Origin of the sequence: Micromonospora halophytica (assembly GCF_900090245.1) — a bacterium.
In the GTDB taxonomy this organism is placed as follows: domain Bacteria; phylum Actinomycetota; class Actinomycetes; order Mycobacteriales; family Micromonosporaceae; genus Micromonospora; species Micromonospora halophytica.
On the sequence record NZ_FMDN01000010.1, the window covers coordinates 117,076 to 141,630 of the forward strand.

General features: G+C 73.7%; 23 protein-coding genes. 13 read left to right on the forward strand and 10 right to left on the reverse strand.

Annotated features, from left to right (window positions below; translation table 11 throughout):
- Positions 1–179 precede the first annotated feature (179 nt).
- Positions 180–1,814, forward strand: a complete 1,635-nt coding sequence (locus GA0070560_RS15800) for a gamma-glutamyltransferase family protein (protein ID WP_091297439.1) — start codon at positions 180–182, stop codon at positions 1,812–1,814.
- A gap of 20 nt (positions 1,815–1,834) precedes the next feature.
- Here the strand turns inward: GA0070560_RS15800 and GA0070560_RS15805 are convergent, their stop codons facing one another.
- Positions 1,835–2,797 carry a GlxA family transcriptional regulator gene (locus tag GA0070560_RS15805; protein WP_091297443.1) on the reverse strand — a complete coding sequence of 321 codons (963 nt, stop codon included), beginning with the start codon at positions 2,795–2,797 and terminating at the stop codon, positions 1,835–1,837.
- A 151-nt stretch (positions 2,798–2,948) separates the two neighbouring features.
- On the opposite strand from GA0070560_RS15805, the gene GA0070560_RS28745 reads away from it, so the two are divergent.
- From GA0070560_RS28745 to folE, 4 genes are all read left to right on the forward strand, one after another.
- On the forward strand, positions 2,949–3,086 hold the full coding sequence (locus GA0070560_RS28745) for a hypothetical protein (protein WP_170839431.1): 138 nt from the start codon (positions 2,949–2,951) through the stop codon (positions 3,084–3,086).
- A gap of 100 nt (positions 3,087–3,186) precedes the next feature.
- Complete coding sequence (gene hpt / locus GA0070560_RS15810; protein ID WP_091297447.1) at positions 3,187–3,762, forward strand: hypoxanthine phosphoribosyltransferase; 576 nt, start codon at positions 3,187–3,189, stop codon at positions 3,760–3,762.
- Positions 3,763–4,170: 408 nt separating this feature from the next.
- Positions 4,171–6,183, forward strand: a complete 2,013-nt coding sequence (gene ftsH / locus GA0070560_RS15815) for an ATP-dependent zinc metalloprotease FtsH (RefSeq protein ID WP_091297451.1) — start codon at positions 4,171–4,173, stop codon at positions 6,181–6,183.
- 35 nt (positions 6,184–6,218) lie between these two features.
- Entirely contained in the window at positions 6,219–6,881 is a 663-nt protein-coding gene (folE, locus tag GA0070560_RS15820) for a GTP cyclohydrolase I FolE (RefSeq protein WP_091297454.1), read from the forward strand.
- Between the two features lie 76 nt (positions 6,882–6,957).
- Here the strand turns inward: folE and GA0070560_RS15825 are convergent, their stop codons facing one another.
- Both GA0070560_RS15825 and GA0070560_RS15830 read right to left on the reverse strand, forming a co-directional pair.
- Positions 6,958–7,662 (reverse strand): hypothetical protein, encoded by a 705-nt coding sequence (locus GA0070560_RS15825; protein WP_425412653.1) that lies wholly within the window; start codon positions 7,660–7,662, stop codon positions 6,958–6,960.
- Positions 7,659–10,214: an FtsK/SpoIIIE domain-containing protein gene (locus tag GA0070560_RS15830; protein ID WP_091297457.1), complete on the reverse strand. Its 2,556-nt coding sequence runs from the start codon at positions 10,212–10,214 to the stop codon at positions 7,659–7,661. The genes GA0070560_RS15825 and GA0070560_RS15830 overlap by 4 nt, the downstream gene beginning before the upstream one ends.
- A 201-nt stretch (positions 10,215–10,415) precedes the next feature.
- Here GA0070560_RS15830 and GA0070560_RS15835 point away from each other — a divergent pair, with 201 nt between their 5' ends.
- Positions 10,416–10,979: a hypothetical protein gene (locus GA0070560_RS15835; RefSeq protein WP_091297461.1), complete on the forward strand. Its 564-nt coding sequence runs from the start codon at positions 10,416–10,418 to the stop codon at positions 10,977–10,979.
- Between the two features lie 4 nt (positions 10,980–10,983).
- Here the strand turns inward: GA0070560_RS15835 and GA0070560_RS15840 are convergent, their stop codons facing one another.
- Genes GA0070560_RS15840 through GA0070560_RS15870 form a run of 7 tightly spaced genes read right to left on the reverse strand, consistent with a single transcriptional unit; the run spans position 10,984 to position 19,574 of the window.
- A complete protein-coding gene (locus tag GA0070560_RS15840) occupies positions 10,984–11,586 on the reverse strand; it encodes a hypothetical protein (RefSeq protein WP_091297465.1) in 603 nt (200 codons plus the stop codon).
- A 13-nt stretch (positions 11,587–11,599) separates the two neighbouring features.
- The gene (locus GA0070560_RS15845) at positions 11,600–12,778 is read right to left on the reverse strand and encodes a M23 family metallopeptidase (RefSeq protein ID WP_091297471.1); all 1,179 of its coding nucleotides are present in this window, start codon (positions 12,776–12,778) and stop codon (positions 11,600–11,602) included.
- A complete protein-coding gene (locus GA0070560_RS15850; RefSeq protein ID WP_091297475.1) occupies positions 12,775–13,332 on the reverse strand; it encodes a hypothetical protein in 558 nt (185 codons plus the stop codon). The genes GA0070560_RS15845 and GA0070560_RS15850 overlap by 4 nt, the downstream gene beginning before the upstream one ends.
- Positions 13,329–15,278 carry a hypothetical protein gene (locus GA0070560_RS15855; protein WP_091297478.1) on the reverse strand — a complete coding sequence of 650 codons (1,950 nt, stop codon included), beginning with the start codon at positions 15,276–15,278 and terminating at the stop codon, positions 13,329–13,331. Before GA0070560_RS15855 ends, GA0070560_RS15850 begins: the two co-directional genes overlap by 4 nt.
- Position 15,279: 1 nt before the next feature.
- Complete coding sequence (locus GA0070560_RS15860) at positions 15,280–18,834, reverse strand: ATP-binding protein (protein ID WP_091297481.1); 3,555 nt, start codon at positions 18,832–18,834, stop codon at positions 15,280–15,282.
- 49 nt (positions 18,835–18,883) lie between these two features.
- Positions 18,884–19,246, reverse strand: coding sequence for a hypothetical protein (locus GA0070560_RS15865; RefSeq protein WP_088976442.1), 363 nt, complete (start codon positions 19,244–19,246; stop codon positions 18,884–18,886).
- Between the two features lie 13 nt (positions 19,247–19,259).
- Positions 19,260–19,574: a hypothetical protein gene (locus tag GA0070560_RS15870; RefSeq protein ID WP_091297484.1), complete on the reverse strand. Its 315-nt coding sequence runs from the start codon at positions 19,572–19,574 to the stop codon at positions 19,260–19,262.
- Positions 19,575–19,930: 356 nt separating this feature from the next.
- Here GA0070560_RS15870 and folP point away from each other — a divergent pair, with 356 nt between their 5' ends.
- The 7 genes from folP (at position 19,931) to GA0070560_RS15905 (ending at position 24,541) form a co-directional block, all read left to right on the forward strand.
- Positions 19,931–20,884: a dihydropteroate synthase gene (gene folP, locus GA0070560_RS15875; RefSeq protein ID WP_170839432.1), complete on the forward strand. Its 954-nt coding sequence runs from the start codon at positions 19,931–19,933 to the stop codon at positions 20,882–20,884.
- Positions 20,881–21,240, forward strand: coding sequence for a dihydroneopterin aldolase (folB, locus tag GA0070560_RS15880; protein WP_091297490.1), 360 nt, complete (start codon positions 20,881–20,883; stop codon positions 21,238–21,240). Before folP ends, folB begins: the two co-directional genes overlap by 4 nt.
- Entirely contained in the window at positions 21,237–21,764 is a 528-nt protein-coding gene (folK, locus tag GA0070560_RS15885; protein ID WP_091297494.1) for a 2-amino-4-hydroxy-6-hydroxymethyldihydropteridine diphosphokinase, read from the forward strand. The genes folB and folK overlap by 4 nt, the downstream gene beginning before the upstream one ends.
- Complete coding sequence (locus GA0070560_RS15890) at positions 21,761–22,297, forward strand: DUF3180 domain-containing protein (protein WP_091297498.1); 537 nt, start codon at positions 21,761–21,763, stop codon at positions 22,295–22,297. The genes folK and GA0070560_RS15890 overlap by 4 nt, the downstream gene beginning before the upstream one ends.
- Before the next feature lie 98 nt (positions 22,298–22,395).
- On the forward strand, positions 22,396–23,622 hold the full coding sequence (locus GA0070560_RS15895) for an ABC transporter permease (protein ID WP_091297712.1): 1,227 nt from the start codon (positions 22,396–22,398) through the stop codon (positions 23,620–23,622).
- A gap of 50 nt (positions 23,623–23,672) precedes the next feature.
- Entirely contained in the window at positions 23,673–23,978 is a 306-nt protein-coding gene (locus GA0070560_RS15900) for a hypothetical protein (RefSeq protein WP_091297715.1), read from the forward strand.
- A 62-nt stretch (positions 23,979–24,040) separates the two neighbouring features.
- Positions 24,041–24,541, forward strand: a complete 501-nt coding sequence (locus GA0070560_RS15905; RefSeq protein ID WP_091297501.1) for a hypothetical protein — start codon at positions 24,041–24,043, stop codon at positions 24,539–24,541.
- Positions 24,542–24,555: the final 14 nt, after the last annotated feature.

The window sequence follows — 24,555 nt, forward strand, 5'->3', positions numbered from 1 at the left end:
GGCCGGCATTCCACTCGGACGGATCGGGTCGCCCACGATCGGGTAGCACGCCGGGGCGGATCGGTCGGCGTGTCGACTCCGATTCCGCTACCCGATCATGAGGGACAGGTCGGAGCGGGGCGCGGCGGCGGGTGGGCGTAGCTCTCGCCGGGAGCCGCCGCAGGCGGTAGACATGGCGGATGGCGTACCCCCGACTGCCGCTGCTGGCCCCGAACGGCGCCGTCGCGACCAGCCAGCCGCTCGCGGCGGCCGCGGGCCTGGCCGTGCTGCGGCGCGGCGGCAACGCCGTCGACGCGGCACTGGCCACCGCGATCACCCTGACCGTGGTGCAGCCGCCGTCGAACGACATCGGCGGCGACCTCTTCGCCATCGTCTGGGACGGCGAGCGGCTGCACGGCCTCAACGCCGCCGGCCGGTCACCGGCCGGGCTGACCCGTGAGGTGGTGCTCGCCGCGACCGGGCGGCAGGCGGCGCAGCCGGCCGGGGCGCTCGGTGGCGCGCAGGCGCGCGGCCCGGCGATGCCGCCCCGGGGCTGGCTGCCGGTGACCGTGCCGGGCGCACCGGCCGGCTGGCGGGACCTGCACGACCGGTTCGGCTCGCTGCCCTTCGCCGACCTCTTCACCGACGCGGTCGGGTACGCCGAGCACGGCCACCCGGTCTCCGCCGGTACCGCCGCCACCTGGGCCCGCGCGGTGGCCGGGCACGCCGGCCTGCACGGCGAGGAGTACGCGGAGTTCGACCGGGTGTTCACCGTCGGTGGGCGGGCGCCCCGCCCCGGCGAGCGGTGGTGCAACCCGGACGCCGCCCGGGCCCTGCGCCGGATCGCGGAGACCGGTGCGGCGGACTTCTACACCGGCGAGATCGCGGCGGCGCTCGACGCGCACGCCGCGCGCACCGGCGGCCTGCTCACCGGCGACGACCTGGCCCGGCACACCTCGACCTGGGTCGACCCGGTCGGCGTGTCCTACCGGGGCCACGAGGTCTGGGAACTGCCGCCGCCCGGCCAGGGCATCGCCGCGCTGCTCGCGCTGAACATCCTCGACGGCACGGATCTGGCCGGGCGCACCGTCGAGGAGCGGGTGCACCGGCAGGTCGAGGCGATGAAGCTGGGCTTCGCCGACGCCCACGCCCACGTGGCCGACCCGGATCGCGCGCCGTCCCCGACCGCCGCCCTGCTCGACCTCGGGTACGCGGCCGCCCGGCGGCGGCTGGTCACCGACTCCGCCGGCGACCCGGTGGCCGGGGAGCCGGAACGCGGCGGCACGGTCTACCTCTGCACCGCCGACGCGGGCGGGATGATGGTCAGCCTCATCCAGTCCACCTACCTGGCGTTCGGCTCGTACGTGGTGTTGCCCGGGTACGGCTTCGCCCTGCAGAACCGGGGTCTGGGCTTCCGCCTCGACCCCGACCACCCGAACGTGGTCGGCCCGGCGAAGCGGCCGTTCCACACGATCATCCCGGGCTTCCTGACCCGCGACGGCGCGCCGGTCGGGCCGTTCGGGGTGATGGGCGGGCACATGCAGCCGCAGGGGCACGTGCAGTTCGTCTCCGCGGCCCTCGACGCCGACGGAGATCCGCAGGCCGCGCTGGACGCCCCGCGCTGGTACTGGCACACCGGCCGCACCCTGCTCGTCGAGCCGGAGCTGGCGGCCGAGCCCGGCCTGGTCGGCCGGCTGCGCGCCCGGGGGCACGAGGTGGCGGTCACCGCCGAGCGGGCCGCCTTCGGGTACGGGCAGGCGATCTTCCGGTCGCCGTCCGGCGGGTACGTGGCGGGCTCGGAGCCCCGGGTCGACGGTGCCGCCGTCGGGTACTGATCCTTCGGGGCAGGCGACCGTCAGTGGGCGGTGACCCGGTCCCGGAAGGTGGTGCGGTACGCGTGCGGGGTGGTGCCGATCCGGCGGGTGAAGTGGTGCCGCAGGGCGGCGGCGTCGCCGAAGCCGGCCCGGTCGGCGACCGCCTCCACGGTCAGCGCGGTGTCCTCCAGCAGCCGCCGCGCCAGCAGCAGCCGCTGGTTGGTGAGCCAGTCGTGCGGGGTGGTGCCGGTCTCGGCCCGGAAGCGCCGGGCGAAGGTACGCGGTGACATGCCCGCCCGGGCGGCCAGGTCCTCCACCGTGGTCGGCCGGTCCAGGTGTCCGATCAGCCACTCCAGCACGGGCTCCAGGGTGGGCGCCTCGGGGGCCTTCGGGATGGGTGCCTCGACGTACTGGGACTGTCCGCCGTCGCGGTGCGGCGGGACCACCATCCGGCGGGCGAGCCGGGTGGCCGTGGCCGAGCCGTGCTCCTGCCGGATCAGGTGCAGGCAGGCGTCGATGCCGGCCGCCGTGCCGGCGCTGGTGAGCAGCTTGCCGTCCTGGACGTAGAGCGAGTTGCACTGGACCCGGGCGGTCGGGTGCCGACGTTGCAGCTCGTCGACGTACCGCCAGTGGGTGGTGCACTTCCGGCCGTCGAGCAGCCCGGCCTCGCCGAGCAGGAAGGCGCCCGAGCAGACGCTGAACAGGTACGCCCCCCGTTCGGCGGCCCGGCGCAGCGCGTCGAGCACGCACCCGGGGGCGGTGGTGCCGTGCTGGTGGGCGGGGACGGCGACCAGGTCGGCGTCCTCGACGGCGCCGAGATCGGTGTGCGGGGTCAGGTGGAAGCCGGAGGAGGTGCGTACCGCCGCGCCGTCGGGGCTGCACACCCGGAAGCGGTGGGCGGGGAACCCGTCGGCTGTCCGGTCGGTGCCGAATACCTCGGCGAGCACGCCGAGCTCGAAGGTGGCGACCCCGTCCAGGGCGACGACGGCGACGGTGCGGAGCATGTGACGAGGGTAACCGCAGCGGTGGCAGGAAATCGAGGGGTGATGGCGTTCCTGCCACTGTCCGGGCTCGGACGGTGGGCGGAGACTGGGTCCAGTCCGGTGCGCACCGGCGGCGAAAACCACTCGAATCAACGCGAAAGCGAGCGCCGCCATGGAGTTTCTGCTGCTGCTTCTCTTCCTCGTCGTCCTGGCCGTCGCCTCGGCGGCCGGGCTCACCTCCGACAGCCGCGACTCGGCCGACTGGAAGCCCACCGACGGCGGTCGCCGCTGGCGCTCCCGTGCCTGCTGAGGTGGTTCGTCGGGTTTGCCGATAAAATCCACGTCGGGACCGCTCCAAAAGGGGCGGCCCCGCCGACGGAGGTCGACCGGCGTACGGCAGGCTAGGAGTCATGGCTGACGGCTCCTGGTACGACGCCGACATCGATCACGTGATCATCTCCGAGGCGCAGATCCGCGAGAAGACCGCGGAACTGGCCAAGCAGGTCTCGGCGGACTACGCCGGCGTCGAGGACGGACTCCTGCTCGTCTGTGTGCTCAAGGGCGCGGTCATGTTCATGGCCGACTTCGCCCGGGCGCTCGGCCGGCACGGCCCGCCGGCCGAGCTGGAGTTCATGGCCGTCTCCTCGTACGGCCAGGGCACCACCTCCTCCGGCGTGGTCCGCATCCTCAAGGACCTGGACCGGGACATCGCCGGCCGGCACGTGGTCGTGGTGGAGGACATCGTCGACTCCGGCCTGACCCTCTCCTGGCTGCTGCGCTACCTCGAGTCCCGCTCGGCGGCCAGCGTCGAGGTGGTCGCGCTGTTCCGCAAGCCGGACGCGGTGAAGGTCCCCGTCCCGGTGAAGTACGTCGGCTTCGACATCCCGACCGAGTTCGTCGTCGGCTACGGCCTCGACTTCGGCGAGCGGTACCGCGAGCTGCCGTACGTCGGCGTGCTCAAGCCCGAGGTCTACGCCCGGTCCTGAGTTCTCCGCCGGGCCGGCGCCGCCCGGCCCGGCGGCCGTGTGTATCGGTGTCCATCGAGCGGACGTTCAGCGGGCTCTCAGCGAATCCGACTACGGTAGGTGTCGGTGGCGTGGAGGCGACTCCGCGTCCGGCCCTCGACCCGCGTGACCGGGCGGTCGGGTCGGCCGGCTGCGGAACTCTCCGCCACACCGGCTGAAACCTCGGTTCGCCGTCCGCGTAAGTGCTGGGCTCGCAAGCTCACGCCTGGCACGAACGGTGTACCGTCGAATGACCGCGGCGCGGCAGTTCGCGCCTCGGGGTCGAGGCCGGCCCGCACGGCGGCCCGGCGTCGCCGACAGCGGCGACACCATTCAGACGGTCAGGACGTCGATCAGGAGGATGCGGGCGTCTCGGCGCTCGACAACAGTATGGAACGTACGCGTTTCTTCCGCCGACCGGTGGTCTGGATCATCCTGGTCATCCTCGGCGCCGTTGTGCTCAGTCAGCTGTTCACCGCTGGTCCCAGCTACCACCGGGTGGACACTTCCGTTGCGCTCGACCAGCTCAACACCGGTACGCCCAAGATCAAGAAGGTCGTCTTCCAGGACAAGGAGCAGACGCTCCAGCTCGACCTGGCCGAGAAGACCAAGTTCGGTGACACCACCACCGACCGGATCGAGGCCCAGTTCCCGTACGAGGTCGGCGACGACGTCTGGAACGAGGTCCTGGAGGCCAAGGCGGCCAACCGGGTCACCGGCCCGGCCGACGCCAAGGTGTCGTCCGACAGCATCTGGGTGAGCCTGCTGGTCAACCTGCTCCCGATCGTCCTGCTGGTGCTCCTGCTGATCTTCTTCATGTCGCAGATGCAGGGCGGCGGCTCCCGGGTGCTCAACTTCGGCAAGTCCAAGGCCAAGATGATCACCAAGGACACGCCGAAGACCACCTTCGCCGACGTGGCCGGGGCCGAGGAGGCCGTCGAGGAGCTGCACGAGATCAAGGACTTCCTGCAGAACCCGGCGAAGTACCAGGCCCTGGGTGCCAAGATCCCGAAGGGCGTGCTGCTCTTCGGCCCGCCCGGTACCGGTAAGACGCTGCTGGCCCGCGCGGTCGCCGGCGAGGCCGGGGTGCCGTTCTACTCGATCTCCGGCTCCGACTTCGTCGAGATGTTCGTGGGTGTCGGCGCCAGCCGGGTCCGCGACCTCTTCGAGCAGGCCAAGGCGAACGCCCCGGCGATCGTCTTCGTCGACGAGATCGACGCCGTCGGCCGGCACCGCGGCGCCGGCATGGGCGGCGGCCACGACGAGCGCGAGCAGACGCTCAACCAGCTCCTCGTCGAGATGGACGGCTTCGACACCAAGGGCGGGGTCATCCTGATCGCCGCCACCAACCGGCCGGACATCCTCGACCCGGCGCTGCTGCGCCCGGGCCGCTTCGACCGGCAGATCCCGGTCGACGCCCCCGACATGGAGGGCCGCAAGGCGATCCTGCGGGTGCACGCCAAGGGCAAGCCGTTCACCCCCGACGTCGACCTCGACTCGGTGGCCCGGCGTACCCCCGGCTTCAGCGGCGCCGACCTGGCCAACGTGATCAACGAGGCCGCGCTGCTCACCGCCCGTAAGGAGCAGCGGGCGATCACCAACGACTCGCTCGAGGAGTCGATCGACCGGGTGATCGCCGGCCCGCAGCGCCGGACCCGGGTGATGAGCGACCAGGAGAAGAAGATCACCGCGTACCACGAGGGTGGGCACGCGCTGGTCGCCTGGGCGCTGCCGCACGCCGCGCCGGTGCACAAGGTGACCATCCTGTCCCGGGGCCGCTCGCTGGGGCACACCCTGGTCCTGCCGACCGAGGACAAGTACACCCAGACCCGCGCCGAGATGATCGACACCCTGGCGTACGCGCTGGGCGGTCGGGCCGCCGAGGAGCTGGTCTTCCACGAGCCGACCACCGGCGCCGGCAACGACATCGAGAAGGCCACCCAGCTGGCCCGCGCGATGATCACGCAGTACGGCATGAGCTCCAAGCTCGGCGCGATCAAGTACGGCACCAGCGGCGACGAGCCGTTCCTCGGCCGCAACATGGGCCACGAGCGGGACTACTCCGACGTGGTGGCCGCCGAGATCGACGGCGAGATGCGGGCCCTGATCGAGCTGGCCCACGACGAGGCCTGGGAGATCCTGGTGGAGTACCGGGACGTCCTGGACAACATGGTCCTGGAGCTGATGGAGAAGGAAACCCTCTCCACCGCCGACATGGCCCGGATCTGCGCCCGGGTGGTGAAGCGCCCGCCGATGGCCCCCTACAACGGCTTCGGCAAGCGCCAGCCCTCCACCGAGCCGCCGGTGCTCACCCCGGCCGAGAAGGAGAAGCTGAAGGCGCAGGCGCAGGCCGACGGCGCCTCCGTCGGAGGTTCCTCGAACAACTCGGACGGTACGCACTGAACACCGACGCCGCGGCCAGCCCTGACCCCTCGGGGCTGGCCGCCTCGTCCACCGAGCCCGGTGACGAGGTGCTCGACTACGTCGCCGCCCGACTGATCAGCGGCAGGCTCACCGGCCGCCCGATCGAGGACACGATGGACCTCGCCCGGATCGAGAAGGCGGTCCGCGAGATCCTCATCGCGGTCGGGGAGGACCCGGACCGCGACGGCCTCCAGCAGACCCCGGCCCGGGTCGCCCGGGCGTACGCGGAACTCTTCGCCGGCCTGCGGGTCGACCCGGCCCAGGTGCTCAGCACCACCTTCGAGGCCAACCACGAAGAGCTGGTGCTGGTCCGGGACATCGACGTGATGAGCCTCTGCGAACACCACCTGCTGCCGTTCCGGGGCAGCGCCCACATCGGCTACATCCCCGGCCCGGACGGCCGGATCACCGGCCTGTCCAAGCTGGCCCGACTGGTCGAGGTCTTCGCCCGCCGGCCACAGGTGCAGGAACGGCTCACCTCGCAGATCGCCGACCTGCTGATGAGCAAGCTGCAACCGCGCGGCGTCGTCGTGGTGCTGGAGTGCGAGCACATGTGCATGGCGATGCGTGGCATCCAGAAGAGCGGCGCGAAGACCATCACCTCGGCGGTGCGGGGCACCCTCCAGCACGACGCGAAGTCCCGGGCCGAGGCGATGGCCCTGATCATCCCCCGCTGACCCACCCGACGACACGGCCGCGGCGCTGGCGAGCACCGCGGCCGTCGCGTGCCCCGGGTCAGCCCGCTGTCCCGGATCAGCCCGCGAGCAGCGCCAGCATGATCCCGCCCGCGACCGCCACCGCCGGCACCAGGCAGGTCAACGCCCCCAGCCGGGGCGTACGGTCCAGCCGCTCACCCGCCCGGGCCGGGAAGAACCGCCCCACCGCGACCCAGCCGACGGCGAACGCCACCGCCGGCATCGGCACCCCGACCACCAGCGCCGCGACGCTCGCCGCGCCCGCCCCGGCGACCAGCAGGACGACCAGTTGCACCAGCGGCGCCAGCAGCGCCAGCGGGCCGTACACCAGCAGGTTGCGGGCCCGTGGCGGCCAGGCCGACGGACGCAGCGGGCCCCGGGCGGCCAGCGTCGCATCGGCGGAGTCAGCCCAGCCCCGGGCCACCCGCAGCGCGGCCAGCACCGCAGCCGGGCCGCCGACCATCGACCGGGCCGCCTCGGTCAGCTCCGGCGGCGTCGGGGTCAGTGAGATCGGTGGTACGCCCAGCTCACGCAGGCGATCCTGCTGCGGCGCCAGCCGGGCGTGCACCCCGGCCAGTTCCTCCCGGGCCGCCTCGACCGCGCGGGCCTGCTCCGCGGCGGCGGTCGCCGCGGCCCGGCGTACCCCGTCGAGCTGGCGGGCGGCGGCCAGGTAGTCCGTCCAGGCGGCGGCGACCGCGCCGACCGGCTCGTCGCCGGCCCGCTGCCGGACCGTGGCCGCCGTACCCACCTCGTCGACGCTCACGCCCGTTCCTCCTCGTCGGCGAAGGGCACGAGCACCGTGCCCCGCTCGCCCGGACCGTCCCAGAGCACGGCCCGGCCCGGGCGGGGCCGCCACGACACCGGCCGGCCGAAGACCGCGCCGAGCATCGCCCCCGGCACGTCCACCACGGCGACAGCGGCCAGCTTGTCCACCTCGCCCTCCGGTTCGAGCAGCGCGGCGAAGGGCGGCACCGTACGCCACCACCCCAGCAGGTGCGTTCCGGCGGGCGGCCCGTCGCGCAGCAGCGTCCGCAGCCGGTCGACCGGCAGCTCCGCCGGCCTGGCGAGGTCCAGACCGAACACCACCAGGTATCCCGGCCCGTCGCCGTCCAGCGCCGTCAGCAGGCCCGGACCGTCCACCGTCTCCACCCGCTGCCGCTCGGCCAGTTCGGCCGCCAGTTGCTCGGCCAACGCGGCGGAGCCGTCGGCCAGCGGCGCGAGCACGAACCGGGCGGTGCCCGGCGGGTGGTGCGCGGCCGTGCTGCGTACGGCGGTCACCAGCAGCCGGGCCGCCGCCGCGCCCGGACCGAGGACGGCCAGGTTGCGCCCGGCCACCGGGCCGAGCGGGACGGCGACCGTCGTCCGGGCCACGTCCACCGCCCGACCGAGCAGCGCCTCGACGCCCCCGGCCCGACCGGCCACCGCAGCCCGCATCCGGGGATCGTTGCGCAGCAGCGGCCGGGCCCAACCGGCGAAGACCACCGGCGGGGCGGCGTCCTCCGGACGGGCCTCGAAGAGCCGGTGCCGCAGCCGCTCGACGGCCCCGGGGTCGTCGTGCGGATCGGGGAAGCGGACCAGCCGCTCATGCCCCCGGGTGGCACCGCGCGGCCCGCCCAGGCCGCCGGCGGTGTTCACCACCGCACTGCCCACCGCCAGGCCGGCGGCCGCGTCGTTCGTCGGCATCAGCACCGCGCCGCCGCCGGAGAGCGCCACCCGGACGGGGAACTGCCCCAGCACCGAGTCCCTCGGGGCCGCCCCGGCCCCGATGCCCAGGTCGCCCACACCGGACAGCACCAGGTGGACGCCGTACGCGCGCCCGGCCCGGGCCAGCCCGTCCAGCCGGGCCAGCACGTCGGCGGCGACCGGGTCCCGGTCCGCCAGCAGCAGCGGGAAGTTGTCGATCACGCAGACGATCCGGGGCAGCGACCGGTGCTCCCGCAGCTCGGCGAAGCGCTGTCCACCGGCCCGGACGCCGGCCTCCTCCCGGCGACGGGCCTCCGCCGCCAACTGGTCGAAGAGATCCCGGACGTACTCCGGGTCGGCCGCCATCGCGGCAGCGCGCACCTGCGGCACCCAGGACCGGTCCCGCTCGGTCTGCAGGAACTCCACGAAGGACTCGTTGTCACCGAGGTCCACCAGGTGGAGGACCAGCTCGTCCGGGCCGTACCGGGCGGCGAGGCCGAGCAGCGCGTTGGTCAGGAACGCCGCACGGCCCGCGTCGGACCGGCCACTGACCAGCCAGTGCGGGGTCAGCTCGGTGAAGCCCACCGTCACCGGACGCCCGTTGGCGTCGCCGACCGTGGTGGAGAGTCCGCGCGCGGAGGAGGCACCCCAGAGCGGTTCCGTCTCCGCCGGAAGCAGCTCCGTCAGGTCCAGTCGGGAACCCGCCTCGACCTGCTCGGCCAGCCGGCGGCAGACCGCCCCGACCAGCTCCGGCCCCGGGTCCTCGTCCACGAAGACCGGGGAGTTCAACCCGCCGGGGGAGTCCGCGCCCGGCCCACTGAACGGGCTGCCCGGCGGATCACCGAGCAGCGCGTACGCGGTACGCAGCTCCAGCCGGGTGGCCTGCGGCAGCGGCCGGCGGGTGGCCGGCGGCCAGCCCGCGACCACGAGGTGCAGACCGGCCGGCCGGCCCGCCTCGGCCAGCGCCTCGACCCGGTCCAGGTCGCTCGGCGTCGTGTGCTCCGGCAGCCCGGCGACCATCAGCAGCAGCGTCCGGTCGTGCCGGCGGGGACGGCCGGTGCCGGGCGACACCCACTGCTCGGCCTCGGTGAGCACCGCCCGCAGCCCGCCCACGTCCACCGCCGGAGGTGGCAACAGGCCGGCGTCGGCCAGGGCCGCGAACGGTGCGAACGTGTCCCCCGCGCCCGCGCCGTCCACCGCGCGGACCAGCAGGCAACCGGCCGGCGTCGCCGCCAGCAACCGCAGCAGTACGGCCCGGAGCAGGCCCACCGCCCGCGGCTCCCGGGCGTCGACGTCGAGCGTGAGGTGTCCGGTGCCGAGCAGCGGCACCAGAGCGGGGAAGCGGGCGTCGTCCAGCGGGGCGGCCGTGCCGACCCGGATGAAGGGCGGATTCTCCTCACCGGCCGGGGTGTCCGGCGGGAGCGAGTCCAACGGAGCACCCGCCCAGCCCGGGGCGACCAGGGCCGCGGCCGTCCGGAGCCGGTCGGCCAGTTCGTACTGCCGGCGCTGGTCAGCGGGGGCCGGTCGGGTCTCGTCGAGTACGCCGGCCGCCGCGGCGACCGTGGCGGCGGCCCGCCGGTGCAGGGCGGTGGCACGGTTCGTACGACCCTTCGGACCGGCCACCGTGTCCACCCCTCTTTCCGAGGTTGGAAACCTCCCCGAGCAGACCGTATCCCAGGTCGGGTCGCGCACCCCGGAACCGGGACGGCGATGCGCCGGTCCTGTCGCACCTGGTGCTGAACTGTCACCTCCCGGGGTCGCCCTGTCACGATCCGCAGGATCTGGGGCATTGGGTGCGAGCCGCTCAACCGCTAGCCTCAGGGGGTGGAATCAGTGCAGCCCCCCGCCGGTTCCCAGGTCTCCCGCGTACCGGCGCAGCGGACCCCGCCGGAGCAGTTGGCGCCCCCTGCCGTCGCCCCGGTGCCGCCGCCGCAGCCCCGCCGGACCCGCACGGTCCTCAGTGTCGTCGCCGGGGTGTTGGCGCTGCTCTGCGTGAGTGGGGCGGCCATCGGCTACGTGCTGTACGACCGCGCGACGACGCCCGACCGGAGCGCGCCGGACGTGGTGGTGGACAACTACCTGCGCGAGTTCCTCGTCAATCGCAACGACACCAGAGCGACGCTCCTTGTGTGTGACGGGCACCCTGATCTGGAGGCGGTAGAGGCCCTGCGGGCCGAGGTGGAGCAGCGCGAAGCAAACTTCAACGTGGTCGTGCGGGTAAGCTGGGGGCCGCTCACGAGCACCAGGAGCGCCGCCGGTGAAGCGGTGACGACCACCTTGACGATCGCTGGCTCCTCGGACGGGCAGCCCCGCAGTAGCCGTCGCGAGGACTGGACCTTCGACGTGGTCGATACGGCCGACGGATGGCGGGTTTGCGGAGGCCGCAAGGCGGTCTGAGCCGTCACTCGATCCACAGCAGGTGCACCGGCACCTCCATCGTGGTCGGTGGCTGCCCGCGCCAGGCCCATCGGTACCACTCCAGTTCCGAGGTGACCCGGATGCAGATGTCCCCGTCCGCACCGGAGTAGGTCTCGGTCACCGCGCGCAGGTCGCGGTGCTCGACGCCGTCCTCGACGCGCACCACCCGCCGGCCGCTGACCGAGTCCGCCTCGAACACCGGCGTGGGGGCCTGGTGGGTGGGTGCGTCGAGGGACACCAGCCGGATGCCCTGCTCGCGGCCGGGCGTGCCGGGTGAGGGGCGGCCGCCGACCGTCTCCACCCAGACCCGCTCGACGGGTACGAGCGGGGCGAACACCTCGACCTGCTCCGACTCCGCCCGGTACCACTCGTGCTCCGGGATGATCGGAACGTAGGTGCGACTGCCCTGCACCACCCGCTCGTCGGCCCGCAGGTCGCCCCGCCAGCCGAGGCCGGGCAGCCCGACCAGCACCCGTCGTCCCCGCAGCTCGATCCGTCCGGTGGCGGGCAGGATCTCGACCGGACGCGGCGGCAGGGGTGCCCAGTCCGGCTGGCCGGCGAAGGGATCCGGCAGCGGACCGGTCATCGTCCCGGGTGCCTCACGCCGAGCCGTCCAGCGGCGCGCCGCGCTGCCGCATCCACGGCACCGGGTCGATCGCCCCGGCGGAACTGCGGTCCCGGTCCCGGTGCACTTCGAAGTGGAGGTGCGGGCCGGAGGAGTTGCCGCTGCTGCCGACCCGTCCGATCATCTCGCCGGCCTTGACCTCTTGACCGGGGACGACCAGCGGCTTCTGCACCATGTGGCAGTAGCGGGTGAGGTATCCACCGGCGTGCAGGATGTCGACGAACCAGCCGCAGCCGCCCTTGTTTGGGTAGCCGTCCACGTCGCAGTCGCGGCGGCCGTTGTGATCGGGGTCGCAGCGGGCGACGAGTACCCGGCCGCTGGCGGCGGCGTGGATCGGCGTGCCCTTGCGTGCGGCGATGTCCACCCCGTTGTGCCGGGGCCGGCTCCTGGTCCGGAAACCGGAGCCGACCCCTCCCGGGACGGGCGCGGTCCAGCCGGAAGCGGCGATGGTCTTCGCGGAGGCCCGGTCGCAGACCGCCTTGTCGGCGATCTGGACGGTTCGGGCGGCTCCCTTGGCCAGCGCGTTAACGATCTTCGCGGCGGTGTCCTCATGCTTGGCGTAGGCGTCGGGATATGCGCTGATCTGGACTTTCTGGGCCGCCCGGGTCAGCGAGAGTTGCTCCCACCCGTCGACCTGGAGCAGCTTCTCGTAGAACTTCCGGGCGGCGTAGGAGGGGGTCATCCGTTCGGTGACGCTGCCCCAGCCCGCCCGTTGCTGGAACAGGCCCACGGAATCGTGGTCGCGGCCGACGCCCTCGTTGGGGATGTCGCGGGAACCCCGGACGGTGCTGTTGGCGAGGTTCCGCAGTGCGGACTCCTGCATCGCCGTGCCCACCGCGATGACCCAACCACGGGGCGGGACCTTCATCTCCTGGCCGACCTTGATGATGATGGCGGCGTTGCGGAGCTGGCTGTCACCGTAGTCCGACATCCGTGGCATGTCGCCGGTCACGTCGACCTTGTGGTCCTGCTCGCAGGTCATCTCGTTCGAGACCAGGTTGTCCCGCTCTCCACCCAGGTTGGTGAGGAAGAAGGCCGCGCTTCCGCCGCCGCAGCAGAGCAAAGCGAAGGTGGCGGTTAACGCGGTGACCAGCGTGCCGGTCCGAAGTCGGCGACGGGGTGGCTGACCCACCCCCGGCAGCTCGGTAGTCATTCCCGCTCCCAGTCCACGGCGTCCACCAACCAGCGCCCGTCGGGCGCGACCAGTTCGAGGCGGAGCCGACCGGTCTCCAGCGGCACCAGCACCTCGGTGAAGGCCTCGGTCCGCGGCCGGAGGGTCACCGCACCGGTGACCTTCTCGGCCGGCACACCCTGCGGGTCAGCGCCGGCGAGTTTCTCGGTGAGCCCTGACGTCGACAACGGACGTAGTCCGGCCTGCCACTGCTCCGCGGTGGTGGCGGGGCCCTCGAGCCACGCGGCGGTGAAGCGGGTGGCGGTCTGCTCGGGAGTCGGCTCACCCGGTCGTGTCCGGGGGGACCGCGGCACCGGAGTGGCGATGACACCGTCGTCGCCCTCGTGCGGGTCGACCGTCGTGATGGGCTGGCGGGGCCGGCTGCTGAGCCCGTCCGTGGGGTCGGCGGGGCCGGCCACCAGGCGGGCTGTCCCGAGCACCCCGAGGACCAGCACGGCGATCCCGGCCGCGACGCCGATCCGGGACCGCAGGACCCGGCGGAACAGAGATTCGAGCGTCCGTCGCATCGCCCTCACCGTGCCTCGGAGCGCACCCGGGGGCTCGGCTTGGGGGCCGGCGCCCGTTCGGCGGAGTCAGGACGGTAGACCACGAACGACGGCGTCTCCTCCGGCACGTCCGGCTCGGTCCAGCTCGCCGGCTGCCGGCGCTGACGGGGGGCGGTGGCGGCCCCGCCCGTGCTGGGCCGCTGCTCCGGCGGGTCGGTCTCGTCGGGGCGCTCGCGACCGTCGGGCCGTTCCCGGACCTCGGGGGTGGCGGAGTGGGACGGATCCTCCCGACGGGCCTCCGGGCGGAGCCTCGACGGCTCCAGCGCCGCGCCTCGCCGGCGGGCGAGGGCCGGCTCGGCGGTGCCACCGGGTTCGGCCACGTCGAGCCGGGCGGCGACGCGCATGTCCCGGAAAAAGCGACGGTGCCACGAACCGGCCGAGCTGACCGCCTCGCTGCTGTCCTTTCCACCGAGCTGGGTGATCCGCCGGTACGGGCGCAGCAGCAGCCAACCGACCACGCCGCAGAGCCAGACCAGTACCACCTGGAGCCAGCCCGGCAGGGTGGGCGTGCTCATGATCAGGTCGACCGCGAAGAGGTAGATCGCCGCGCCGGTGCCGAAGATGGCGATGTTGAAAACGGCGGCGACCACCGCGTTGCCGAGACGGCGCAGACCGGCGCTGGCCGGCCGCAGCAGACCGATGGTGCCGAGGATGGGCGCGGCGATGACCGCCCACCGGAAGATCAGGAAGCCGAGCAGCACCAGCAGCGACGCGGTCAGGTCGAACATGGCGAAGAGCAGCGCCGCCAGCACCGCGATGAAGCCGGAGCCGATCCGGTCCATGTCCCTGGTGCCCTTGAGGTACTCGTACGCCTCCGGGTCCTCCTTGCTGATCTGCTCCGCTACCCGGGCCCACTGCTGCTGCTTGGCCTTGATGGTCGCCTCACGGGTTGCCGGGTTCTGCCGGAGCTTCTGCGTCTCCTCCCAGGAGAGCGACTTGGCGTCGTAGAGCGCCGGCCCGTACTTCTTCGCGGTCTCGCTGTCGGCCGACCCCAGCACGCCCCGCAACCAGTTCCGATAGAGCATCGACTCGGTCGCGGTGTCACTGGCCCGGACAGCGGGGGGACGGTTGTCCTTGCATGCTTCCGGGTTGGGATCGTCGCACTGTCCGGGCGGGGTGTCCCTGGCTGCCGGACCGACCGCGTCGTGCACTACGCCGAGCGAGGTGATGAGGGTGCCGTCGGCGATATTGGCCGACTTGACCGGCCAGGCGGCCAGCGCGGTCACCGCCACCATCACCAGCAGCGCCCAGCCCGCCGTGGTCATCGCGTTGCTCATGTCCGACTGGCGGGAGCGCCAGAGCAGGTAGAGACCGACGACGCAGAGCGTGATGATGCCGAAGACGCTGAACACCTTCTGATAGACGGCCTTGGTGGCCTTCTCCACCAGCGGGTCGGCCCAACCCCACATCGAGCGCGGGTCCCAGGCTCGCTCACGGAGCGCGTTGGAGGCCCCCACGATCGCCGTGGCCATCATGAACTCGCCGTTGGCCATCGTGGTGGTGAACGTGTAGTCGGGATGGAGCACGGTGGAGGCACAGCCGCCCTCCACGTCGTAGGTGTTGAAGCTGTAACCGGCATAGCCGTAGTCGCTGTAGAGGCCCTTCGGGCCCGCGAGCTTGGAGGAGTCGGGCCGGGAGGCGAACCACCCGGCGAGCCCGGAGTCCGGCGCGGACGGGACCGGTGCGTTGCGGCACTTGACCTCGTCCTCGCTGATGTCCTGGAGCTTGGCGACGCAGGCGCGGAAGTTCGCCTGCCACTCCTTCGTGCTGCACAGCTCCGCCATCGCCTGCGCCTGGGCCGCCGGCGGAGCTGCAGCCGCCGGTGTCGCGCCGATCACCGGCCAGGAGATCGTGGCACCGGCGAGTACGCCGAGCACGAGGAGGAGCGCCGCGATCCGTGCCCGGGCCCTCGCCATGTCACGCCTCCAGATCAGCCAGGACGGTCGGCAGCTGCCCGGCCGCCTGGGCGACCGCGGCGGGGGTGGTGTCCAGGTGTTCCAGCAGCCCGTCGACGTACGACACGTCGACGCGGACCTTCTGCACGCGGCCGTCCACGTCCCGCATGACGAACTCGCGGAAGCCGAGCCGCGCCGCCGAGGTGGCGTCGACGGCGGAGAGGGAGGCGAGGGTGGCCTCGTACCCGTCGTCGACCGGCACCCGGAGCAACCGCAGCGCCTCGGAGGCGATCTCGGTGTCCTCCGCGATCCGACCGACGAAGACGGTGGAGACGAGGTTCTGCACGTCGAGACCGAGGATGTCCTTCGGATTCTGCGAGGCGACCAGCGCGGCGAGGTTCCACTTGCGGGAGTCCCGGGCGAGCCGGACCAGGAACGACCGGCCGGAGCGCCAGCCCTCCATGAAGTGCGCCTCGTCCAGGCCGACCAGCTTGCGCGACGACATCGAGCCGCCGTAGCAGCGGCGGACGGCGAGCCGGTGCGCGGTGTGCAGCATCGGCAGCGCCAGCGCCTCCTCGGCCGACCAGTACTCCCGCTCGATCTTGAGGTCGGGCAGCCGCAGGCCGGCCATGGTGATTACGGTGAGCGCGGCGTCGGCGCCGAGCAGCCCTTCCGGCGGGCGGCCGAAGAAGAGCATCGCCAGCGGCATTTCGGCGGTGTCCAGCAGCAGGTTGGCCAGCTCCCGGCCGGCGTCGTCGTCCATCCCCTGCAGGCAGGCGACCACGTCGTCCAAGGTGGAGGTCTCCTCGGCCGGCACCTGGCGTACGGCGTGCCGGAACAGGGTGGCGGTGGACGCCTCCCGGGCCACCTGCGGCGGCACCAGCATCATGCAGATGTCCTGCACGAGCATCCGGCGCTCGGCGCGGGCGTTGGAGACCGCGATCTCGAACTCCCGGTCGCCCGCCGCGCCGCTGCCGAACTCGCTGCGCAGCGGGGTCGGGATGAGCGAGTACGGCGCCAGCGTCCCGTGTTCGGACCCGGTGAGGTTCAGCACCCGCGAGTACGGCCGCAGCTCCGGCATCGCGCAGAGCCGGGCCAGCGGGCCGGACGGGTCGAGCAGGGTGACCTGCACACCTCGCCGGGCGGCCAGGTAGCCGAGCGCGCCGAGCAGGGTCGACTTGCCACCGCCCGGCTCGGCGACGAAGACCGCCAGGCCGGAGCGCTCCCGCACCTCCATCGGGAAGTGCAGGTCGAGGAAGACTGGCCGGCGGCAGGTGCCGGCGGTACGACCGATCAGGTCGCCGCGTCGGTCGCCGACCGTCGAGGCGGCCTGCGGCAGCGCGGCGGCGAGCAGGGGGACCGGCATCCGGCGGACGTAGCCGGTGTTGGCGATCGGCTCGCCGGGGATGAACTCGCGGGCCAGCCAGTCCTGGTTCTTCGGGTGCTGGAGCGAGATGCGCAGCTCGCGGGAGTAGAGCTGGATGAGCCGGCGGGCCCGTTCCAGGCATTCCTCCCTGGTCCGGCCGCCGACCGCGAGCCGGTGCCAGCCGTGCGCCCGGGCGGAGTCGACCGGCAGGCCGGTGGTCATCTCGTCACCGATGACCAGCGCCCGCTTGGCCAGTCGCTCCAGCTCGGGCGGGGCGTCGATGCCGTGTTCGGCGTAGTCGAGCTGCTGGGAGCGGATCATCCGCAGCCGGTGCTCGAGGTTCCGGAAGGAGTCGCCGGAGCCGAGGATGTCCACCCGGGTGGAGATCTCCATCGGCCAGGGCAGCCGCTCGTGGAAGTGCAGCCACGGCTCGTGCCGCTCGGGGATCTCCAGCGGCTCCATCCGGCCGACGGCCAGCACGGCGACGTGCCGTTCCTCGCCGGTCATCCGGTTGACCAGCTTGAGCGTCGAGCCGTACGGGGTGCGGTAGCGCTCGACCTGCTCGGTGAGGGCGAGCAGGTCGCCCCGCTCCCACCGGCCGTTGGTCACCGGGGAGAGCGCCCCGGGCGGGGCCATGCAGAGCGCGACGGAGCGGTAGAGCAGCCACTCCAGTTCCTGCGCGGTCACCCGGCGCCCGCGCATACCGAACGCGCCGAGCACCTCGTCGAACTGCTCGACGGTCCGGCCCAGCTTGCGTCGTTCGCCGTCGGCGGTGCCCCGGCCGAACACGCGCAGCATCCGCTCGGTGAGTGAGTTGCCCAGCGACCGGCGGGCGAAGGTGACGCCCAGGTAGGTCTGCCCCTCTGCGTGGTTGACCGACATCAGGTGCTGCTGGGCGGCCACCAGGTGGTCGGCCCAACCGGCGGTGCCCGGGACGTCGGGCAGCGGCGAGGCGGTGTGGGCGTCGATGGTGCGGGCCCACTCGTCGGCCGGGAAGGGGCGGGTGGTGCGCCGCAGGTGCAGCCGGAATCCGGCCAGGCCGGCGTACTGCTCGGAGATGGCGGAGAGCAGCGCCTCCCGTTCGGCGTCCGGGCGGAACGCCCAGCGCACCTCGGGCAGCCAGTACCAGGCGGTGACGGTGTTGGGGGTGAAGGTCAGGTGACCGGCGATCTCGGTGATCGCCAGGTCGATCGACGGGTCCCGGTCCCCGAACTTGATCTTCGGGGGGCGTATCCGGACGGGCCTGGTCGGGGTGTCGCGCCGGCTCGCCGCGCGCTGGCGCGGCGGGGCCAGTTCCCGGGAGGCCCGTTCGGCCGGCTTCTGCGGGGCCGGTTCGGCCAGCTCACGCCGGCCGGAGGCGGCGACGGCGCGGTGGCCGGGGTCCGGAACGGCGGGTGCCGGGGGCGGGGCCACGGGCCGGGCCGGCTCGGTCTCCTCCGGCCAGACCTGCTCGACCGGCGCAGGTGGCGCCGAATCGGCGGGCCGGGGCGGGGTCGGCGGGGCGGGCGCGCGCGCCGTCCGGTGCGCGGCCTGCCGGCGGGCCCGTTCGGTGGCCTCGCGCCGGGTCCGCTCGGCGGCCTCCCGGGCGGTGAGCGGCTCACCGGCGGGCGTGGCCGGCGAGCGACGGGGCGATCGCGGCGGCGGCGTCTCCACCGCCCGGTCGGTGACCGTTCCCGTCTCGGCCGGCGGCCGGACTGCCGGGAGCCGGTCGCCGGGCTGGTGCGGGACGCGGGTCCGCGCCGGCGGACCGGCGGCGGGGGGCGCCTCGATGGCCGGGGGCGGGGTGTCCGGCTCGACGGCCGGCGCGGGGGCGGCGGACGCGGGCGGCGCGACCGACTGGTGGGGGATCGGCGGGTGTTCCCGGCCGGTCGGGCGGCGCGGTGGCGCCCCGGCGGGCAGGGCACCCTGCCGGGACGGTCGCGCCGTGGGGCCGGCGCCACCGAACAGGTCGAGGAACGGGGAGTCGATGTCCGTGCCGTCCCCGACCAGCATCGGGGTCGTCGGTTCGCCCGGGGGTACGCCCCGGCCGGGAGCCGGGCGGGGGGCCTGGAAGACGCCGACCCCGCCGTTGCCGGGGCTGGCGACGAGGGCGGGATCGTACGCCTCCTCGTCCGGCAGCTCCTGCTCGGGGTAGTCGAGCGACCGCGCACGGTTACCGTGCGGGGTGCTGTGACGTCCGGCCGGGAAACCCGGCGTGGAAGAGCGACTCATTCGACCGCCTCACCCGCGTGGTTCGACTGCTCGATCGGCGTACGCCCGGTCATGCCAGTTCCTCCCGGATCCTGATCCGGCTGCCGACCAGGCGGGGATCCCGTTGCTCGGCGGCCGGCTCCCGGGTGCGTCGCCAGTCGGTCAGCGCCGTGCGGATCACCATTCGCGCCGGCCGGTCCGGGTCGACGTACCGGAAGATGAACGAGGTGGTCACGATGGCGAGGGCGATCTCCCAGGCGGGGAAGAGCTCGACCTGCAGCGTGAACAGCCAGTGGATGAACATGTAGAGGGGTACGAGCAGCATGAACAGGCCGTACTGGGCGTACGGCAGGTGGACGGGAAGGGTGTAACCGGGCGGCCCGAGGTAGACCAGGCGAGCCCGGTAGATGTCGTCGTCGGTGCGCAGCCGCATCTGAAGCCCGCGCCTATTCGAAGATCAGGTCGATCAGGTAGTCACCGACGAAGAAGAGTGTGGCCGCGCCGGCGATGAACGCCAGGCCGACGATCGCGATGGCGGAACTCGTCAGCACCTTGGAGATCTCGCCCCGGCTGGCCCGGCCGATGAAGATGACGCCGAGCACCGCGAGCAGGATCGGCGCGATCTTGCTGGCGAAGAAGGTGACGACGCCGTTGGTGTCGATGCCCTTCGGGGCCGGCTCGGCGAGCGGGGCCGACGCCAGGGTGTGCAGCGCCTGCGCGACGCCGGACGACGCCGTCTCGATGAGCTCGAAGGCGGTCACTGGAAACCTCCCCATAACGCGGCCGGCGGTGCCGCGGCGGTGCGGTGGGCAAGCCTGGCGGGAACTACTCACTGTGCGCAGCGTTGGCGACGCTACGTTCGTCACCCACAACGGAGAGTGGCGAGCTTTGGGGGGATTTTTCCCGCTTAGGCCCCTCCCTCCAGGCTTCGCCATCTCGATGCTGGGCAATTCCACAGCGTACGGGCCGCCCTCCTTTGCGACAACCCGCGAAGACTCGGCCCGAAACCGCCCGGACGACCGATCGTACACCTGTTCCAATGACCACGTCATGGCCCGCCTCGGGCCGCCCGGCAGGGGCCACCGGAGTGGGCCGTGACGACCGGTACCGTCTAGTCGTGACCGATCTGGTACGGGCGCAGGCCCCGGTGGTGATGGGCGTCCTCAACGTCACGCCCGACTCCTTCTCCGACGGTGGTCTGTACTCCGACCTCGACACCGCCGTCGCACACGGAGTGCGATTGCGGGCCGAGGGGGCGCGGCTGGTCGACGTCGGCGGTGAGTCCACCCGCCCCGGCGCCGACCGGGTCGACGCCGACACCGAGACCGCCCGCGTCCTGCCGGTCGTCCGCGAGCTCGCCGCCGCCGGCGTCGCGGTCAGCATCGACACCACCCGCGCCTCGGTGGCCGAGGCGGCGCTCGCCGCCGGAGCCGCCGTCGTCAACGACGTCTCCGGTGGCCTGGCCGACCCGGACATGGCCCGGGTGGTCCGCGACGCCGGCTGCCCCTGGGTGCTGATGCACTGGCGCGGCCACTCGCGCGGCATGGGAGACCTGGCCACCTACACCGACGTGGTGACCGACGTCCGGGCCGAACTGGGCCGACGGATCGACGAGGCGCTCGCCGCCGGGGTGGCGGCCGACCGGATCATCGTCGACCCCGGGCTCGGCTTCGCCAAGACCGCCGCGCACAACTGGGAGCTCAGCGCCCGCCTGCCCGAACTGGTCGCCCTCGGCTTCCCGCTGCTGTTCGGGGCGAGCCGCAAGTCGTACCTGGGCCGGCTGCTCGCCGGCCCGGACGGCACCCCCCGCCCCACCGCGGGCCGGGAGGCCGCCACCATCGCGACCAGCCTGCTCGCGGTCGCCGCCGGCGCCTGGGGGGTACGCGTGCACGACGTCCGGACCACCGCCGACGCGCTCGCCGTCTGGGCGGCCACCGGCCGGCCCCGCCTGGCCGCCCCCACCGCCGCCGGGGCGGCCGGCGTCGGTCCGGCGTACGGCACGGGAGGCGGTGGACCGGTCGGGGCCGCAGAGGTGGCCGGACACGCCGGCCGGGGAGAGGGAGCACGATGACCGACCGGATCGAGTTGACCGGGCTCCGGGCGCGTGGCCGCCACGGCGTCTACGACTTCGAACGCGACCAGGGGCAGGACTTCGTCGTCGACGCCGTGCTCGAACTCGACCTCGCCCCGGCCGCCCGCTCCGACGAGGTCACCGACACCGTCCACTACGGCGAGCTGGCCGAGCGCCTGGTCGCCGTGGTCACCGGCGAGCCGGTCAACCTGATCGAGACGCTCGCCGACCGGCTGCTCGCGGTCTGCCTCGCCGAGCCGCTGGTCGCCGCCGCCACCGTCACCGTGCACAAGCCGGAGGCCCCGATCCCGCACACGTTCGCGGACGTGGCCGTGACGATGCGGCGTACCCGGTGAGCCGGGCGGTGCTGTCGATCGGCAGCAACCTCGGCGACCGCCTCGGCCACCTGCGCACGGCCGTGGCCACGCTCGGCGAGACGGTCCGGGTGGTCTCCGGGGTGTACGAGACCCCGCCCTGGGGTGACGCCGACCAGCCCGCGTACCTGAACGCGGCGGTGCTGGCCCTCGACCCGGCGGCCAGCGCGCGGGACTGGCTGACCCGGGCCCGCGCGGCCGAGCAGGCGGCCGACCGGGTCCGCGATCCGCAGCGCCGGTTCGGGCCGCGCACGCTGGACGTCGACGTGATCGCCGTCTGGGACGACGCGGGTGAACCGGTGCTCAGCGACGACCCCGAGCTGACCCTGCCGCACCCGCGGGCCCACCTGCGGGCGTTCGTGCTCCGGCCGTGGATCGACATCGAGCCGCACGGGCGACTGCCCGGGCACGGTTGGCTGACCGACCTGCTCAACGCCGAGCCGCTGGCCGGTGACGCCCTGGAACTCAGCCCCCGGCCGGATCTGGCGTTAGAGTCGGACACATGACCCAGGCGCAGTCCCCGCGGGGAAGTGGCCCCGACCGCTTCCGGATGGGTCCCACCCGGATCTCCACGCTGGTGGTGGCCGCGCTCGCCGCCGCAGCGATCGCCTGGCTGCTGATCAGCGCCTTCTACTACGACGTCGCGCCGGAGCTGCCCTGGCTGCCGGTGGTCACCCTGGCCGCCCTCGCCGTGCTGGAGGCGTACGCGGCGGTCAACACCCGCAGCCGGATCGAACGCCGGCCCGGCCGCGACCCGGTCAACCCGCTGCTGGTCGCCCGGTTCGTGGTGCTGGCCAAGGCGTCCGCGCTGGCCGGGGCCATCTTCGCCGGGTTCTACGCCGGGCTCACCGGGTGGCTCTTCATCGAGGACACCAACGCCGCCGTGAGCGACCGGCCGGCCGCCGGCGCCGGGCTGCTCGCCTCGCTCGCCCTGGCCGCCGCCGCGCTCTGGCTGGAGCGCGCCTGCCGGGTCCCCGAGCAGGAGGACGACGAGGATCGCGAACCCGGCGACCGGCAGGGCCGCTCGCCCCGTCGCTGACCAGGGGGTTACGCCGGGTCGTACCGCGCAGGTACCGTCCCTGACGACCGATGCAGGCGGCCGTCGACGGGGACGGCCGGCAGGGGGAGGCGCGCGGCATGGCGTACGACCAACCAGGCCGGGCCGCGTCGGCCGAGCCGTCGCCGGGCGTACCCGCCACCGTGCTGGAGAACGTCTTCGACGACCCCACCCACGGTGAGCCGGGCCGGGACCGGGTCGCCGTGCACGTGGTGTGGGAGCTGCTGCTCCTGCTCGCGCTGGCCGGGCTCGCCTACCTGCTCTGGCGTGCCGACGCCGACGCCCTGCGCGGGGACCGGCTGCGCAGCCTCCTGGTCGACGTCGTCGCCCTCGGTCTGCTCGCCCTCGCCGCCGGGCTGAGCCTGCGTACCGCCGCGGTGAACCTGGCCGTCGGCCCGGTCGCGGTCGCCGCCGGGCTGCACCTCGCCGAGCAGGGCGACCGAGGGCTGCGGGAGGCGCTCGTGCCCGCCCTGGTGGTCGCCGCGCTCGGCGGGCTCGCGCTGGCCCTCGCAGTGGTGGTCCTACACGTGCCCGGCTGGGCGGCCAGCCTCGCCGGCGCGGCGGGGGTGGTCGCCTGGATCGAGCAGCGCACCGCCCCGGTGACCCTGCAGGGCGCCCACGACCCGCGCGGCGTCGCCTTCCACCTCTTCGCCGGCTTCGCCGCCGTCGCCGTGCTGGGCGGGCTCTTCGGCGCGATCCGGGCGGTCCGACGCCTGGTCGGCCGCTTCCGGCCGGTGGCCGACCCGGCCCACCGCCGGGGCACGGTGGCGGCCGTGGTGACCGCGACGGCGCTGGTCTGCTCCACCGTGCTCGCCATGCTGGCCGGGGCGTTGCTCGCGGCGAACGGGACCGGGCCGGTCGTGCCGGGGACAGGGCTGGACTGGACGGTGCTGGCGGTCGGCGTCGCGATGCTCGGCGGCACCAGCGCGTACGGCCGGCGCGGCGGGATCCTCGGCACCCTGCTGGCGGTGAGCCTGGTCGTCGTCCTGCTCGACTGGACGGCGGTGGAGGGCCGGACGCTCAGCCGCTGGGCCGTCGGCGGCGCCGCCCTGGCCGTGGGACTGGTGGTTACCCGGCTGGTCGAGGCGTACGGTCGGCCGCGCGGGGTGACCGGTGAGGTGGCGGACGTCGCCCCCGTCTCCGACGGCTCGATCAGCTCCGGCTGGACGCTGACCCGCCCGGGCCCGGCCGACACCTGGACGCCGGCGCTGCCGACCCCGACCCCGGCTGCGGACACCCCGCCCGACCCCTGGGAAGCTCCCCGCTGGGACACCGGGCCCGGCCGCTGGGACGACCGGGACCGGTGAGCGCCGCGTCCGACGCGCCGCCGGTGATCTCGCCGGTTAGGCTCGCGGGCATGACCGAGACTCCTTCCGCCGGCACCGGCCGCACCTTCGACGAGCTCGACGCGCTCTCCACCGAGGAGCTGCGGGAGCGGGCGTTCGCGCTGGCCCGGGAGCGGCGCGACGTGGGCTTCTTCTGGTCCGTGCTGCGCCACCTGCCGAACGCCGACGAGGCCGCCGCCCTCGACGGGGCGCCCAACTCGGTCGGGCCGACCATCGACGAGGCCGCCGCCCTGTGGCGGGAACTGACCGGGCACGGCTACGAGGAGTCGGCGCCGCTGCTGCGGGCCAAGTTCATCGACTACCTGATGAAGCACTGACCGGTCGTACCGCCGGTTGGCGGAGGTTTGCCCGCCCGGGCGGCTCGGGAACTTTCCGCCGCATGGCCCTCACCAACCGTTCCGCGACCGTCCGGGGGTACGGCACGGCCGCCGGCACCGGCACCCTCGCCACGCTCATCCTGGTCGGGGTGTGCGGCAGCCCGTGGTACGTCGACTGGGCCGAGGGGAACACCGACCCGAACTCGGCCGGCGGCTGGTTCCTGCGGCTGCTGGCGTGGCCCGCCTGGCGGCTGGAGTCCACCGACCCGGAGCAGAGCCTCCTCGCCACCGACGCGCGGGCCGTCCTGCTGCTGGTGCTCGCGGTGACCTTTCTCTACCTGCTGCCCGCCTCGCAGGTGGCCCGGGTGCAGGGCTCGCTGAGCCAGTTCTTCTCCGGCTGGGCCGCGTACGTCCTCGCCGGCGGGGCGGCCACCCTCCTGGCGGCGCTGCTGACCTCCGGCGGCACCCTGCTCGCCGACTTCGAGACCACCGGCACGGGGGCCACGTACGGCTTCTTCGCCGGCTGGATCATCGGCCTGGCCAGTCTCGGCGGCCGGGCCTGACTCCCGGCCCAGTA